Below are 15615 nucleotides of genomic sequence, written 5' to 3' on the forward strand. Positions count from 1 at the left end.
CTGATGCCAGACAGTAACCGCAAACTATCGCTGCATACCCGCATCGCGCAGGCGCTGCATTTTGTTGAGGATGGCACTGGTGCGGTGACCCCGGCGATCCAGCCTGCGGCGACCTACGCGCGCGATGAAGACTACGCGGTGCGCAGGCCCTATTGGTATCGCCGTGATGGCAGCCAGACGACCGCACAGGCGGAGGCTGTGATTGCAGAACTGGAAGGGGCAAAGGAGTCGCTGCTGTTTTCATCGGGCATGTCGGCCTGTACGGCGGTGATCGACCATCTGCCGACCGGGGCCCATGTGGTGGCGCCCAAGGTGATGTATCACGGGGTGCTGGCCCAGCTGCAAAGTGCCGCCGCCAAGGGGCGCATCAGCCTGAGCGACTATACCGCCGGCAATCTGGATGAACTGGCCGCCGCTGTCCGCCCGGGTGAGACCGCGTTGGTTTGGGTCGAGACCCCAAACAACCCCAATTGGGAAGTGACGGATATTGCCGCCGCTGCCGAGATTGCCCATGCCGCTGGCGCCAAGCTGATGACAGATTGTACGGGCACACCCCCCTGCATGACCCGCGCCTTGGATTTCGGGGCGGATTTCTCGTTTCATTCCGCCACCAAATATCTGGGCGGGCATTCGGATGTGACCGCCGGGGTCCTGTCTGTGCGCGAGACAGGTGATTTCTGGGATGAGATTGCGCTGATCCGCAAGCTGCACGGCACGGTGCTACAATCCTTTGACGCCTGGCTGCTGATCCGGGGGATGCGGACACTGTTTCTGCGGGTCGAGAAGGCCTGCAAAAATGCGATGGCTGTCGCGACCCATTTCGACGGGCATCCACAGATCGAGGCTGTGCTTTACCCCGGCCTGCCCTCCGACCCGGGCCATGCTGTGGCCAAGAAACAGACCGACGGACAGTTTGGTGGGATGATGTCGATTATTGTGAAGGGATCGGAACAGACCGCCATTGATGTCTGCCGGTATTGCGAAGTGTTTTACCCCGCCACATCGCTGGGCGGGGTGGAAAGCCTGATCGAACATCGCAAGACGGTATCAGGCGAGGGATTCCCCGTGCATCCGCGCCTGTTGCGTCTGTCCATCGGGATCGAGGATGCAGATGATCTGATCTATGATCTGGAACAGGCGCTCAGCCGGGCGAATGCGAGCTGATCACAAACTCGCCCTCGTGCAGAAAGCAGGCTTTTGTGAATAGCCCCATATCAATCGGATTGGGGAGGCGCACGTCACTGATATCCGGAACGGTCTTTGTCGATAAGTCATAGGACCGGTCGATCTGCGAAATCATGATAATAATCAGGCTCTGCGTCTGCGCATGATCGCGCAGGGTGGTGACCTGATCGGCCAATGGTGGGTTTTCGCGTTGCTGGTCCAGAAGTTGCAGGTAATCAATCACGATGCAGGACCCGGCTGGCGCTCCTTTTGTGTGAGAAACAATTTGGGTCGCGTTGATGCTGTCGGATGTATCCAGAATAAACTGCGGCCCGACTTGCGCCGGGTTTGCACCGATCTGTCTGATACGTTCGAGAACTTGCGCTGATGTATATTCCAAGGTGAAGAAATAGCCGCGCTGCCCGGTTGCGATAGCATCAAGCAATGTGCGCAGACCCAGCAGGGTTTTACCCTGCCCCGGTCGGGCGCCAAGCAGAACAAAGTCGCCCGCCACCAATTGACCGAACAGACCGGCAGAGAGCTGGCCTGCGCGGGCGGAAAGCAGGCTCCAGCTTTGGAAACCTTCCTGGCGGGCGATCTGATCAAGCGCCTGATTGTGGGGAATGCCGATATCGCGAGCACGTGCCTTGGCGCGGCGTTTGAGAACGGGGATCGGGGCAGAGAGCTTCATGTCAGAACCTTCCATCACGGGCGTTCGATCACAATCCCTTCTTATGTGCGATGCCCGAAAGGCTGATGCGATGAAACTGATCCTGCAGGTTGCGTGCTGCCCCGTGATGAAGGGGGGAGGCCGGGATTGGCGACCTGATATTGAGTTTAGGTGAGTGCGACGGCAAAGCAAGTCTTGGCAGGGACGTCAGACTTTCGCGGAAAGTCTGTTTGCAAATCCTCATCGAGGATTTGGTTGGGGCCGGTCGCCAACCTTCTTTTTGCCGATTCGCGAATCATGGGATTGACGCCGAATCACTTACCGGGATAGATTCGCCGATAACGAAGCGCCGCGGGCAAAAAGGCGTAACAGAGCAGTCTTGGCAGGGCGAGTGGGCAGGCGTTACGCCTGTCTTCTTGTTTCTGGGTATCGGTACACGGATGCGGTGGACAGCCTTTAAATACATCTTCGTTGGCGCGCTGTTCCTGCTTGTCGGTTGGCTTCTGACCGCCTCGTCTTCCCGGTTCCTGGAAAATTCACAGCCTGCGACGCTGATTGTTCTTCAGGTGGACGAACGCCGCGACACGGACGGCAAACGGTCCTATCGCCCCGTTTTCGGTCTGCAGACCACCGACCGTCCGCGCCCGGAATATGCCGGATCGACCTGGTTCAGCCCCAAGCCGCATCAGCCGGGTGATATTGTGTCCGGTCGTTATGACCCTCAAAGCGGCGAAATGCGCAGCGATCAGATGATGGGTCGGTCCCGTTGGATGTGGCGCGTGCTACAGGTTGTGGGCGCGCTTGCGGTGTTGCAGGGCATCCTGATGTTTTTGGTGTTCCAGAGCTGCTTTTACCGCTTCGGGTGCGGGGCAGTCGTTAGGCCGCTGCCGGGTCTGCCGGCACAACCGCCTGCCGATACAGGTGCCATGTCGCGTGGCCCAGCACTGGCAAGGCGATGATCATGCCCACAAACAGTGTCAGAACACCCAATCCGAGCAGCGCCACAACGATCAGGCCCCAGACTGCAACAACAACGGGGTTTTTGCGGGTGATCTTGACCGATGTTACCACAGCCTTTGGGATGCCTACCTGCCGATCAATCAGCATGGGAAACGACACCAGACTGATCGCCAGCACGACCAGTGCAAAAACTGCCCCGATCGCCACGCCTGCCACCAACATGGTCCAGCCGGGACCTGTGGTCAGCACGTCGTTGAAGAACCCAAGCGCCGATTGCGGCGGCTCCGGCCCGAGCGTAACGCCGTAGAGGGTGAAGGCGACGATCATCCAGGTGATGAAAAGTGCGGCCAGATAAAACCCGAGCACCAGAATGGGCACGAATGATGGCGACTGCATCACGCTGAATGCATCGCGCCAGCTTGCCTGGCCGTCGCGTTCGCGTTTCCGGCTCATTTCATAAAGGCCGATGGCGGCGACCGGTCCGATCAGGGCAAAGCCTGCGATGAGGGGGAACAAGAGCGGCAACATCTCGCGGTTGACGGCAAAAAGGGTCAGGACAAGACCCACAATCGGGTAGATGAGGACGATGAACATCACATCGGTCCGCAGGGCGACAAAATCCTCGTAGCCCTTGCGCAGGGCGATCTTCAGATCAGCGATTTGCAGGTCCCTGAGTTCAATGGGTGCTGCGGCTTCGCCGCCAAGCTCTGCCGCCCCTTCCTTGAGATAGAGAGACCGCCGCCTGATCGCCTGCACAAACCAAGATGCCGGATTTCCGATGGTATCAACCATGACGCTTACTCCTTTTCGACCAATGTAAAGGTCCGTGAGTGGGAACAGCCGTATGAATATAGCGTATCAAAAAAACCGGTTTTTGTCGTGTCAGGTCAAGCTGATGTGAAGAGGCGTGTCGCGACCGGTGTCATTTGCCCCAGCCATCCGACTGCATTTCGCGCAACCGGCTAGCGGTGCGTTCGAATTCGAACGTGCCTTCACCTTCGACATAGAGCATCTCGGGCTTGGCGGCGGCGCTGCAGATCAGTTGCACCTTGGCCTCGTAAAGCGCGTCGATCAGGGTGACAAAGCGTTTGGCTTCGTTGAAGTTGTTGCGCGAGAGCGCGGGGATGTCTTCGAGGATCAGCACCCGCACCGCATCGGCCAGCGCCAGATAATCGGCCGCCCCCAGCGGTTTGCCGCAAAGGTCAAAGAACTTCGCCCGCGCCACCCCGTTATGGAATTGGGGCAGTTCGACCTGCCGCCCTTTGACATGCAGCACCAGTGGTTCGCATTGTCCGCCGCTAAGATCATGCCAGATTTGCGCGATGGCGGTGGCGGCCTCTCCATCTATGGGCGTGAAGTAGGTGGGCGTTCCTGCCAGCCGGTCCTGCCGGTAATCCGTGTCGCTGGTCAGTTCGTGCACGACCATGTGGTGTTTCAGTAGGTCGATGAAAGGCAGGAACAACTGCCGGTTCAGCCCGTCCTTGTAAAGGTCGTCCGGGGGCCGGTTTGACGTGGTCACCACTGTCACACCTGCGTCGAACAGCGCCTCGAACAGACGCCCGACGAGCATGGCGTCGGTGATATCGCTGATCTGCATTTCGTCGAAAGCCAGAAACCGGACCTCGCCCGCCAGTTTGGCGGCAACAGGGGCGATAGCGTCATCAACCCCGCGCTTGCGCGCTTCGGTCATTTCACTGTGCACCCATTGCATGAAGGCGTGGAAATGTCGGCGCTGTTTGGGGGCCGTGACGTGTTCGTAAAGCAGATCCATCAGCATGGATTTGCCGCGCCCCACACCGCCCCACATGTAAAGGCCCGGAACCGGCGGCGGTGCCTTGCGGAACAGCCCCTTTTTCACCGGTTCGGCCAGACCGGACCGGACCCGTTCAAGCTCCGCCAAGACCGCGATCTGGGCGGGGTCACTGGTTAACGTGCCGTCTTTGACGGCGGCTTCATATGCCTCTTGCACTGTCATCATGCTTGGATAGCGTGGGGGAACTGCGTTGGAAAGTCAGGATGAATTGATGACACCGCGACCTGCTACTATCGACGACGTCAATATGCTGGCGCGCGTCCATGTACAGGCCTGGCAAGAGGCCTATCCCGGTCTGCTGCCCGCAGCCGAGATTGCCGTGCGCACGTTTGAAAAACGTCAGTTCCTTTGGGCACGTGTTCTGTCAAAGGACCATGGCCGCGTGTGGCTGATCGAGGACAAGGGCTTTGCCCATATCGGCCCGCAGCGCGAGGTTCTGTGGCGGGGCCAGGGGTACCCTGAAGAGCTTTATGCGATGTACCTGATCCGCGATGGGTACGGTCTTGGGCGTCCCTTGCTGGAGGCCGCTTTTGGTCCGGGTGGCCGCCCTTTCACCGCCTGTGTGCTGGATGGAAACGCCCGCGCCTGCGCGTTTTACGAAAAATCCGGCGGGCAGTTGTTGATGACCCGCGAAGAGATGGTTGGTGCGTCGCCCGTGGTCGAGCGAGTCTATGGTTGGACGGGACGGCCATTTGCCAGCGGCAGGACCAACATGGTCTAAACATCATCCTTCCAAGCAGCACCGGTTTCCGACCCGCCCAGATTGCGCCTTAAGGTGGTGCGGTTGCCCAGACTGATCGGCTGGACATCCGCAAGTCTTTGCCAAATCAAGGATCCGGGATTGGCAGGGTCAGCGCGCAGTAGCTGCAGTTGCAATCGCTGTCGCAGGACATCTCACAGATCAGCACGCACAGGATGAATGTGGCTGGGCCTTCGGTCTCATCGTCGATCCCTGCGGCGGCAAGATCACGCATGGTCTGACGTTCCCACAGGCTGATCTGTCTGCGCTGATCACGCGTCAGCACCGCGAACACCGCCTCCCGCTTGCGTTCGAGCGACGCCAGGGACTCCCCTTGTACCGGCGCCACGGACCGGTCAAGCGCCGTGCGCTGTGATCGCGACAGCCGCATATCCTGAACAACCGTCTGCAATGACTGCTTGGCCGATTGCATGGTCTGTTCGGCGCGTGGGGTCATTTCATGGCGGATTTGCTGGGCTGACACCGGGGTGACCAGCAAGAATGCGCAAAGGGTCCAGCAAAGACCTGTCATATAGCGGCCAAAGTATTCTTGGGTAAATGCCTTTATCGATTGAAACATCATACTCTCCTAAAATGATTTCACGGGGTTCCCATTGGCCCGGTGAATGCCGCCCGGCCCCGCATCAAAATCTAGTCTTGTCTTCACTCTGAAGTTTTCACCGTCGGCACATGCGCACTGCAGTTTGCATGGCTGGACCGACCATAAAGGATCGAGCGGCCTCGCAGTGTGGAGTCTGCGTGGAGTTTTTGTGGATGCCGGTCCTGATTGACAATCCCGCAATTCCAGCGCGAACTGCCCGCATGGAACATCGCGCCCCCTTGATTACCCCGGTTCTGGTCGCCGGTTGCATCATTATCATGACCGGCTTTGCCATCCGCGCGTCGTTTGGTGTGTTCCAGATCCCGATTGCAGAGGAATTCGGCTGGCTGCGCAGCGATTTCAGCCTGGCGATTGCGATCCAGAACCTGGCCTGGGGGATCGGCCAGCCGATTTTCGGAGCGATTGCGGAAAAGATCGGGGACAGGAAGGCGATTATCATCGGGGCCGTCATGTATGCCGCTGGGCTGTTGTTGTCGGCCGGGGCCACAACGCCGCTTGCGCATAAGCTATACGAGGTTCTGGTCGGGTTCGGGATTGCGGGAACCGGATTTGGCGTGATTTTGGCCGTGGTGGGCCGGGCTGCATCGGATGAAAACAGGTCCATGGCGTTGGCCGTGGCCACCGCTGCCGGGTCTGCCGGGCAGGTGTTTGGTGCGCCCCTGGCGGAATATCTGCTGACCTTCATGACCTGGCAGATGACGTTTGTCGCCTTTGCCGGGCTGATCATGTCCACGTTGCTGGTCCTGCCAATGATGCGCAGCCCGGCGCAGGCCAGCAAAGCCGAGCTTGAGGAAAGCATGGGCACGATCCTGATCCGTGCCTTCAAGGATCCATCCTATACGCTGATTTTCCTTGGTTTCTTTTCCTGCGGTTATCAACTGGCGTTCATCACCGCCCATTTCCCCGCGCTGGTGACCGAAATGTGCGGGCCGATTGACCAGGGTGGCATTCTGGCTGGCATGGGTATTTCAACGACAAGTGCCTTGGGGGCCGTAGCGATTTCGCTGATCGGATTGGCCAATATCGGGGGCACTCTGGCGGCAGGCTGGGCGGGCAAACGGTATTCCAAGAAATATCTGTTGGCCGGCATCTATACCGCGCGGACAATTGTTGCGGCGGCGTTTATCCTAACGCCGATTACCCCCGGCACGGTGATCCTGTTTTCGGTTGCGATGGGCAGTCTCTGGCTGGCGACCGTCCCACTGACATCCGGTCTGGTCGCGCATCTTTACGGGCTGCGCTATATGGGCACGCTTTACGGCATCATCTTCTTTTCGCATCAGCTGGGGTCGTTTCTGGGGGTGTGGCTGGGTGGCGCGCTCTACGACATCTATGGCACCTATACCCATGTGTGGTGGGTTGGTGTCGGTGTCGGCGCGTTCAGCGCAATCGTGCATTTGCCGATCCGGGAGCGGCGGGTGACGCCACAGGTAGCCTGACGGCATAGCTCCGGTTTCTGTAAAATTTTCGGCAAAGTTTTGGAACATCGGATGGAACAATTAGGGCGGTCGGTGGCGTTATAAACAATCCATTTACCGTGATGGTTTCTATTGGCACGCACAGGTTGTAGAGGATCCGACGCGATGCCATTTCTTGAAAAGATCATGCTGTTTGTTGAACCCTTGGGTCTGGCGTTGCTGATGGTCTATGCCTACAGCTTTTTCAGCCGGTCGGCGCGATCTGAAAGAACTGTTAATATCGTGATGGGCGGCATTTTTGGGATCTGCGCCATCGCCGCCATGTCCACCCCGATTGAGATTGCGGATGGTGTCATTGTGGACATGCGCAATCTGTTTGTCGGGCTGGCTGCGGCATATTTCGGCCTGATCGGCGGTGCGATTGCCCTGCTCGCCGCCGGGGTGACCCGGGTCATGATTGGTGGCGACGGGATGTATCTGGGGTTGCTCGCCCTTATGATCGCTGCAGGCATGGGGCTGATCTGGGCGCGCTGGATACGTATCCGCATCAAGAACGACATGGTGGCCTATGTCGCGCTTGGCCTTGCGATTTCGGCGCATCTGGTCGCGGGATTATTCCTGTCGGCATCCGTTCGGCACGTGTTTTTTGGTGCCGTCGCACCAACACTGTTTATCGCTGATGTGCTCGGGGCATTCCTGCTCAGCACATTGATCGGCAGAGAGCGTGCCTTCATCACCGAACGAGACACGCTGCGGTCTGCTGCATCCACCGACTCGCTGACCGGGCTGATGAACCGCGACGCTGCGGTGAGCAACTATGGCAAGGTGCCGCGGGTGAAAGACCCGTCGCAAGGGGCGGCCATGTTGTGCATCGATGTCGATCACTTCAAGACGATCAACGACACCCACGGTCATTTGCGCGGCGACAAAGTGTTGGTGGAGATTTCGGCACGCATGTCGGCCTGCCTGCGCCCGGATGACATCTTTGCCCGGATGAGCGGTGATGAGTTCGTGATTGTCCTGAACCATCTGAGCGCGGAACAGGCCCATGCGGTCGCCAGCCGCTGCCAGGAATCAGTGGCCACCGAACCTGTGATGGCCGATGGTGTGGATATTGACGTGTCCGTCAGTGTCGGCTGCACCTGGGTGCCGGGTAAACCGGGGTTCAACGAATTGCGCTTTTCAGCGGATGAGGCGCTGTACCGCGCCAAGGAACACGGCCGCAACTGTCTGGCCTTTGAAAAGAAGCAGGGTCCGCTGACCAAGCCGCGGATCCGCACACAGGTCGCCGCGTAAGATGACGGCGGTGGCAGCCAACGCAGCGCACGCCCACCTATGGGCGACGCCCCGGTTTTGCGGGGAAGCCTGTATCACGATGTTCTATGAAGGGCCGAACAACGCTGAAGCGATGTGAGCGGTCAACCAATTTCTGATAACTATGACAAGTAAACCGCCCTAGTCCCGCAATGCGGTTTTCAGTGCGGTGATCAGTTGTTCATCATGGCTGTAAGGCAGTGCGTGTTCGGCCTCGTCCACGACTTCCTGTCGTGCTGCCCGGTTCCATTGCGCCAGCACCCCAAGAGCCGAAATGGGGATCACCTGATCCCGCTCTGCCCAGATCGCCACAACCGGCACATCCTCGCGCCCCAGCTTGCGGTGTTCGGCCTCGTGATTTTCGGCCAGCATACCTCGCCGGCTGGACAGGATCGCGGGCAGATAACCGCGACGGTGCAATTCCTGCCGCTGGGCCATCAGCACCTTTTGTACTGACGGGCGGCGGGTATTTTTGGGAATGGCATTCATGATCCGCCGCTTGGCGAACATCGCGTGCACCCAGTCCCCCAGGATTGGAGTTGTGCGGCAAAACCGGGCAAACCCGCTTTCCTTGGTCTGTACGCCGGCACTGGCTAGCAGGATCAGCCGCTTGACCTGATGCGTGTTTTCGGCGGCAAAGGCCGTGGCGATGGAGCCGCCCATTGAATAGCCGACCAAGGTCAGTTCCTCATCCGCGTTCTGATGCACCAGAAGATCGGTCAACTGCCGCAGGAAAAACGCCCGATCCTGCGCGCCGGACACCGCATCGGACAAACCGCGCCCATAGAGATCATACATCAGGACACGATAGCCCATCGTGGCCAAGCCTTCGGCCACTTCTTCCATCGCGACAGAGGGCGAGGCGAGCCCGTGGATCAACACAGCCACGGGACCGCGGACGGGACCCACCCAGCGATAATGGGTCACCCCCTGCGACAGTTGGGCAAAATCACCATCTGCCCCATGCCGTGCGGTTGCCCCCACAGCAGGCCGTAACCTTTCGATTACAAAGGGCAACGCTGCGACAACGACAACCGCTGCAATGATAACCACATACCAGATCAACTGTTTTTCCTTCCCGGGTCGCTCCCCTGTCTTCGCCAGGCGTCGAGTATGTACCGGCTGGTCATCAAATCAAGATGCGCGCCGCCACCGTTCTTGAACAGTGTGATGTCTGTGTCATTTTTCCGACGGAACCGATCCGGCTGATAATAGTCAGCGATCACATCATTTGCGGCAAACGCCCGTGATGCAATGGGGATTTTCAGCTCTCCGATATGGTCGATGGTCGTCTCGCGGCTATCGACAAAAACCTGCGCCTGTTGCAGGGCGGCATCGTCGACCTCGCGCATGTCGGGACGGTAGGCACCGATCAGGTCAATATGCTGGCCTGGCTGCAGCCATTCGCCCTTAATCAGCGGTTCGGTCGACATGGTGGCGGCCGTCACAATATCCGCCGCCTGCACGGCCGTTTCCAGATCGTCGGCCACAGCCACATCCGGATGAGTGTCGTGGAATGCCGCTGCCCCTTCGACGGACCGGTTCCAGATGGTGAAACGCGCCTCCGGGAACGCCGCGCTGTAAGCTGCGTGGAGCGAATGCCCGACGGTGCCAGCACCCACGATCAGGATGTTGCGGCTGTCAGGCCGGGCCAGACGGCGGGCGGCCAGCAGGCTGTCCCCCGCAGTTTTCCACTTGGTCACCAGATGAAAATCAAGGATCGCCTCGAGCGTGCCATCAACACCCGAAAACAGGTTCACCGCCCCTCCGATCGCTGGTTTACCCTGCGCCTTGTTGCCGGGAAAGATTGTTGCGCATTTCACCAAAAGCCCCATGCCCGCGATCCAGGCAGAGCGGTTGAGCAGAGTATTGTCGCCCTCATAAAGGAACACGTCCGCTACATCCGCCTTTGGCCCGACATGCCCGGCGGCCAGCGCATCGGTCAGAGCGATCCAGTCCAGATTGGCCTCGCCCTCAGCAAAGGGGATCATCACGGTCATTGTGCTGCCTCTTTCGTCAAAAGACCGGCATCGACAAGCCGGTTCGCCCAACCTCGCGGGCCATCGAACAGATGGGTTTGCCAACCGCGTTCCGCGGCCACGCTGATGTTTTCGATCCGGTCATCGGTGAAAAGAAGCGTTTGGGGGTCAAACCCGCAATCATCTTCAAGCATCTGATAGATCGCAACTTCCGGCTTCATCACCTTCAAATGACCCGAGATGTAGCGCCGGTCGAATTCAGTGAAGAACGGATAGTGGCGCGCCGCGATCTCAAATGTCTCGACCCCGAAATTCGACAGGGCAAAGACCGGGACATCTGCCTGCCGCAGTGTCCGCAATAGCCGAACCGAATGATCAATTGCCGGGCTGGCAATTTCGATCCAGCGGTCGTGCCACATCAGGATTTCGGCGCGCCAGTCCGGGTGCTGATCGGCAAGCGCATGGAAGACGATGTGAAAATCATCGCCCCGGTCCACACCTTCGTTGACGCCGGTCAGATCAACGGCGTGAAACAGCGCCTTGCGGCGGTCAGGCCCGATCACGCGGTCATAAAACCCTTCGGGCTGCCATTTGATCAGCACATTGCCGATATCGAAAACGACGGCATTGACTTGCTGCATGGGTGTCTCCTGCTCGGGCATCAGCTTAGCGGCGCAAAGGCCGCTGTAAACCGGGGGATTTTGTCTGCGCCCCGCGCCAGATGGTGAACAGGCCAGCCCCGAGGATCAGCGCCATGCCGATATAGTCGAGCGCCACAGGATATTCGTCAAAGAACAGCATCCCCCAGCCCACCGACGTGGGCAGGGCGAGATATTCAAACGGCGCGACAAAGGACGCCTCGGTCACCCGGTAGGCCTGACTGATCAGGTAGCCCCCGATGGCGATCCCGGTGCCGATGACCAGAAAGACGGGGTAGTCGGCGGGCAGCGGCCAGTCCCATGCCCGCAAGAGAAACGCCAGCGACGGGTCAGACTGATCCCCAAACCGACCGTCACCGACGGCCAGCCCCATGGCAAGGCAGACGATGATGAACATGATCTGGATATAGAACGCCATGGTCGCCGCACTTTCCGTGCCACCGATCCGGCGGGTGATCACGTGGATGCCAGCATAACAGAACGCCGCCGCCAATGGCAGCAGCGACGCCAGTTGAAAGGCGTCCGTGCCGGGGCGCATCATGATCAGAGCACCAACAAATCCGACGGCAATCGCAGCCCAGCGCCGGGAACCGACCGTTTCGCCCAGAAAGATCACCGAAAAGACGGTGATGACGAGCGGGCTGATGAAAAAGATCGCGACTGCATCGGCCAGTTCCATCGCCGCCAGCCCCAGAAAGAAGGTCATATTGGCGAAAACCACGCATAGCCCGCGCAGCATATGCATTTTCAGCCGCTTCGTGCGGGCGATGGCCCAGCCATCGGTCAGCGGGGCGATCAACACCATGATCAGGATCAGTCCGATAACCGACCGGATCAGCACGACCTGATGCAGGGCATAGCCGCCGCTAAGAAACTTGATCGCCACATCGTTGATGGAAAAGAAAATGACCGAAATCGCTGCGCATAACGCGCCGAGTTTCGCCGGGGATATGTTGGCCGTGCGGATCATATCGCCAGTGGTCGCAGCAAGGGCGACCGGTGTCCATGCTGTTTCGCACAGATTGCGGCGGATCAGGCGGGTCGCGCTGCCTGCCGCACCATCCGTTCCAGCGCATCAAGGAACCGCGCTCGGTCCGCTTTGCTGAACGGCTTGCCCCCACCTTGTCGGAACGGGTCGGCGGCGCGCATATCGGTCATCAGGTCACGGGTGGCCAGCACGTTGCCGATATTTTTCTCGGTCAGTGCCTCACCATTATGTTTCAGCACCAGCGCCCCGTTTTCGATACAGCGCGCGGCGAGGGGGATATCGCCGGTTATTACTACGTCACCGTTGGTCGCCCGGTCGGCAATCCACATGTCGGCCACGTCCGGGCCGTCGGGGACCACGACGGTTTCGACAAACGGGTTTTGTGAGGGCCGGATGCCCCCATTTGAGACGACGAACATCTTGAGTTTATGCCGGGTGCCGACCCGTTCGACCTCGGCCTTGACCGGGCAGGCATCGGCATCGACATAGATCATGTGCGCTCCTTCGGTGCGACGATCACTGATAAAGCGCCTCGGCGTGGAAGGCGACGTGATCTTCCATGAAGGTAGAGATGAAGAAATAGGAATGGTCATACCCGTCCTGCAGCCGGATATGCGCGTATTGGCGGCGGGTAGCGATGGCGGATGCCAGATGTTCGGTGCCCAGCAAATCGCCAAACTGGTCATCCGTGCCGGTGTCGATCAGCATCGGCCCGGCGAACCCGTTGTCGCGCATCAGCAGGGTGGCGTCATGGGGTTTCCAAGTCTCTTCGTCGGTCCCCAGATAAGCGGTGAACTGTTTGCGGCCCCAATCGCTGGCTGTCGGATGGCAGATGGGCGCCAAAGCAGACACAGACCGGAAACGTCCGGGCAGTGACATGGCCATGGTCAGCGCCCCGTGCCCGCCCATGGAATGCCCCATGATCGACTGGCTTTCCGTATCAAGTGCGAAGTTGTTGCCCAGCACCTCGGGCAATTCACTGGTGATATAGTCCCACATCTGGAAATGCTGTGCCCAAGGGTCCTGCGTCGCGTTAACATAGAACCCCGCCCCTTGGCCCAGGTCATAAGCGTCATCATCGGCCACGCCATCACCGCGCGGCGAGGTATCGGGAAAGACCAATGCGATGCCCTGTTCGGCGGCCCAGTTCTGCGCACCCGCCTTTGTCATCGCGTTTTCATGCGTACAGGTCAGCCCGGACAGAAACCACAGGACCGGCACAGGGCCATGCGCCGCCTCGGCGGGGAGGAACACAGCAAAGGTCATGTCGCATTTGCAGGTGGTCGAGGCGTGTTTGTAAACGCCTTGCGTGCCGCCAAAGCACCGGTTTTCAGAAATCGTTTCCATCTCAAATCCTACTCGTTTGCTGTCAGGCCTATCGCAGCTTCAGAAACTTGTCACCCAGGCAATGACCGCAGAAACCGTCAGCACGCTGGCGATGGTCGAAAACAGGATGGCGGCGGAGACGCGGGCGGGGGCAACCCCGTAATGCTGGGCGATGATATAGACGTTGCCTGCCACTGGCAGAGCCGCAGCGGCAATCATCACGCCCGCCGCATAGGGATCAATGTCAAAGACAAAAAGCGCCGCGATGGCGACCGCAGCCGGGTGCAGGACCAGTTTGCAGACCGAAAGCCAACCTGCAACGATCACCCGTTCGGCCGATTTGCTGGCAAGTGAAGCGCCAATGGCGAAGAGCGCGCCGGGTGTCGCCGCCCCGCCAAGGATGGTCAGGAATTCGTTGATAGGAGCCGGGATCGGGATGGCATTGGCCGATACGATCAGCCCCAGCACGATGGATACGATCATCGGGTTCTTGATCAGCCCGAGGGTAACGGTCACCAGAATTTTCGGTGACATCCGCCCGTCACGCGACCCGGTGATCAGGATGACAATCAGGCTGCCAAAGACGATCAGGTCCACCGCCAATACCAACATGATCGGCCCGACGGCCCTTTCGCCAAGAAGCAGCGCCAGCATCGGGATACCCAGAAACCCCACATTGCCGATGACAGCGCATTGCGCCTCGACCGCAGCCTCGGCGATGGGGCGTCCGCGCCACTTCGCAACAGCGGTAGCCAGCAGATAGACGGCGCCGGTCGCCGTCAGGTAGGCAAAGACAAAGGGCCAGTTCAGGATATCAGCCAGCGACAGGTTGGCCGAAAACCGGAACAGCATCGCCGACAGGGCAAAGTAAAAGACAAACTTGGTTAGATAGGCCGTCGCCTCTGGCGTGAAAAACCGGGTGCGCCCGGCCCCGTAACCCACCCCGATCAGCATGAAGAATGGCAGTGTCTTAAGAAAGATGTCCCACATCTAGTCGAACGTGCCTGTCGCCCGCCCCAGCAGCATAAAGGCGCGCGCGGTCCGCGTTTCGGCCAGTTCGAGCATGTCGGTATCAGTGGCGCGGTCTTCGAAGGTAACCAGCATCTGATCGAATTTGCGCAGGAAATGGTGAACCGTGTCCCGGAAAATCGCGTCTTCGCGCATCCGGCCAGTGGTCAGCGCGATGGCCGCCCGATCCCGGATCGCGCCCAGCGTTTCCATTGTCGGCCCCCGCTCACCCTTGGCAAAGCGCCGCCAAAGGCTGGCGCTGGCCGGATCAGGGCGCATGTCATCCATATAGATGCCGTCCTGCGACAAGAGCGTCAGCACATCCTGGCTGGCCTGCACCAGTTTGCGCGCGTTGCGATCGCGCAAGGCCCGGCGCAGGGCGGCAAACCCGTCACGGTCGTTTTCGTCGTCGGGGAAGTTCAATGCCCGGATCAGGTCGGGCCGTTCCAGCGGCGGGTCCATATCCTCGGCCGAGGTGCCAAGCGGCAGGTTTTGCTGGTCCGCAGGTTGTGGTGCGGGTTGTGGCACGATCATCCGCGACACCTCGCGCCGCGATGCGAAACGCGACATGGCGCTTTCGGTCTTTTTGGTCGCCTCGGCGATTTCGTCCAGCTTCTTTTCCATCACCGGTTCCGGTGCGGCCTTGGCCCGTTCGGCCAGATAGGTCTGGCGCATCCCGTCGATGGCGGATTGTACGCGAAACGATTCCTCGCGCATGATCCGGGCAGAGCGGGCGGCGGCGGCGGCCACCCAGATCATGGCCACAGGCATAAAAATCGCGATCAGCATCAGCACGAAACGCAGGCTGTCAAAGCTTTCGCCGGGTTCCCGCGCTGGCGGCAGCAGCCAGAAAAACAAGCCCACAGTGATCATCCAGCCCAGCGCCAGCCCCGCCGCGATCCGTTCCGTGCGGGTGATCCCGTCAGCAGGGTCTCTGGTGGGCGGTTGCGTCATG

17 protein-coding genes are annotated in these 15615 nt (G+C 59.6%); 5 read left to right on the forward strand and 12 right to left on the reverse strand.

The annotated features are described in order from the left end of the window. The first annotated feature begins 3 nt into the window (after positions 1 to 3). Positions 4 to 1164, forward strand: a complete 1161-nt coding sequence (locus tag ACFWW2_RS10500) for a trans-sulfuration enzyme family protein (protein WP_393927977.1) — start codon at positions 4 to 6, stop codon at positions 1162 to 1164. Here the strand turns inward: ACFWW2_RS10500 and ACFWW2_RS10505 are convergent. Beyond that, on the reverse strand, positions 1142 to 1855 hold the full coding sequence (locus tag ACFWW2_RS10505) for a DNA helicase (RefSeq protein WP_393927978.1): 714 nt from the start codon (positions 1853 to 1855) through the stop codon (positions 1142 to 1144). The two genes, ACFWW2_RS10500 and ACFWW2_RS10505, sit on opposite strands and share 23 nt — an antisense overlap. A 395-nt stretch (positions 1856 to 2250) precedes the next feature. Here ACFWW2_RS10505 and ACFWW2_RS10510 point away from each other — a divergent pair, with 395 nt between their 5' ends. Further along, on the forward strand, positions 2251 to 2793 hold the full coding sequence (locus ACFWW2_RS10510; RefSeq protein WP_393927979.1) for a DUF3592 domain-containing protein: 543 nt from the start codon (positions 2251 to 2253) through the stop codon (positions 2791 to 2793). Here the strand turns inward: ACFWW2_RS10510 and ACFWW2_RS10515 are convergent. Continuing rightward, positions 2711 to 3586 carry a DUF2189 domain-containing protein gene (locus ACFWW2_RS10515; protein WP_393927980.1) on the reverse strand — a complete coding sequence of 292 codons (876 nt, stop codon included), beginning with the start codon at positions 3584 to 3586 and terminating at the stop codon, positions 2711 to 2713. The genes ACFWW2_RS10510 and ACFWW2_RS10515 overlap by 83 nt on opposite strands. A gap of 130 nt (positions 3587 to 3716) precedes the next feature. Next, positions 3717 to 4769, reverse strand: a complete 1053-nt coding sequence (gene zapE, locus ACFWW2_RS10520) for a cell division protein ZapE (RefSeq protein WP_393927981.1) — start codon at positions 4767 to 4769, stop codon at positions 3717 to 3719. Positions 4770 to 4818: 49 nt separating this feature from the next. On the opposite strand from zapE, the gene ACFWW2_RS10525 reads away from it, so the two are divergent. Next, the gene (locus tag ACFWW2_RS10525; protein ID WP_393927982.1) at positions 4819 to 5328 is read left to right on the forward strand and encodes a hypothetical protein; all 510 of its coding nucleotides are present in this window, start codon (positions 4819 to 4821) and stop codon (positions 5326 to 5328) included. Positions 5329 to 5434: 106 nt separating this feature from the next. Here ACFWW2_RS10525 and ACFWW2_RS10530 read toward each other — a convergent pair whose 3' ends face one another. Continuing rightward, a complete protein-coding gene (locus ACFWW2_RS10530; protein WP_393927983.1) occupies positions 5435 to 5926 on the reverse strand; it encodes a hypothetical protein in 492 nt (163 codons plus the stop codon). 242 nt (positions 5927 to 6168) lie between these two features. Here ACFWW2_RS10530 and ACFWW2_RS10535 point away from each other — a divergent pair, with 242 nt between their 5' ends. Further along, on the forward strand, positions 6169 to 7407 hold the full coding sequence (locus ACFWW2_RS10535) for an MFS transporter (protein WP_393927984.1): 1239 nt from the start codon (positions 6169 to 6171) through the stop codon (positions 7405 to 7407). Positions 7408 to 7551: 144 nt separating this feature from the next. Further along, positions 7552 to 8682, forward strand: a complete 1131-nt coding sequence (locus ACFWW2_RS10540; protein WP_393927985.1) for a GGDEF domain-containing protein — start codon at positions 7552 to 7554, stop codon at positions 8680 to 8682. Positions 8683 to 8841: 159 nt separating this feature from the next. Here ACFWW2_RS10540 and ACFWW2_RS10545 read toward each other — a convergent pair whose 3' ends face one another. The 8 genes from ACFWW2_RS10545 to ACFWW2_RS10580 form a co-directional block, all read right to left on the reverse strand. Then, positions 8842 to 9765 carry an alpha/beta fold hydrolase gene (locus tag ACFWW2_RS10545; protein ID WP_393927986.1) on the reverse strand — a complete coding sequence of 308 codons (924 nt, stop codon included), beginning with the start codon at positions 9763 to 9765 and terminating at the stop codon, positions 8842 to 8844. Next, positions 9762 to 10700 (reverse strand): ornithine cyclodeaminase family protein, encoded by a 939-nt coding sequence (locus ACFWW2_RS10550; RefSeq protein WP_393927987.1) that lies wholly within the window; start codon positions 10698 to 10700, stop codon positions 9762 to 9764. The genes ACFWW2_RS10545 and ACFWW2_RS10550 overlap by 4 nt, the downstream gene beginning before the upstream one ends. After that, positions 10697 to 11320, reverse strand: a complete 624-nt coding sequence (locus ACFWW2_RS10555) for an HAD family hydrolase (RefSeq protein ID WP_393927988.1) — start codon at positions 11318 to 11320, stop codon at positions 10697 to 10699. Before ACFWW2_RS10555 ends, ACFWW2_RS10550 begins: the two co-directional genes overlap by 4 nt. Positions 11321 to 11345: 25 nt before the next feature. Beyond that, positions 11346 to 12308, reverse strand: coding sequence for a DMT family transporter (locus ACFWW2_RS10560; protein WP_393927989.1), 963 nt, complete (start codon positions 12306 to 12308; stop codon positions 11346 to 11348). A 62-nt stretch (positions 12309 to 12370) separates the two neighbouring features. Further along, positions 12371 to 12820 (reverse strand): YaiI/YqxD family protein, encoded by a 450-nt coding sequence (locus ACFWW2_RS10565; protein WP_393927990.1) that lies wholly within the window; start codon positions 12818 to 12820, stop codon positions 12371 to 12373. Positions 12821 to 12842: 22 nt separating this feature from the next. After that, entirely contained in the window at positions 12843 to 13673 is an 831-nt protein-coding gene (gene fghA, locus ACFWW2_RS10570; RefSeq protein WP_393927991.1) for an S-formylglutathione hydrolase, read from the reverse strand. Positions 13674 to 13712: 39 nt separating this feature from the next. Continuing rightward, positions 13713 to 14642 carry an AEC family transporter gene (locus tag ACFWW2_RS10575; RefSeq protein ID WP_393927992.1) on the reverse strand — a complete coding sequence of 310 codons (930 nt, stop codon included), beginning with the start codon at positions 14640 to 14642 and terminating at the stop codon, positions 13713 to 13715. Continuing rightward, on the reverse strand, positions 14643 to 15614 hold the full coding sequence (locus ACFWW2_RS10580) for a hypothetical protein (RefSeq protein WP_393927993.1): 972 nt from the start codon (positions 15612 to 15614) through the stop codon (positions 14643 to 14645). It abuts the gene before it with no gap. Between the last annotated feature and the right edge of the window lies 1 nt (position 15615).

This window comes from Yoonia sp. R2-816 (assembly GCF_046762905.1).
GTDB lineage: Bacteria > Pseudomonadota > Alphaproteobacteria > Rhodobacterales > Rhodobacteraceae > Yoonia.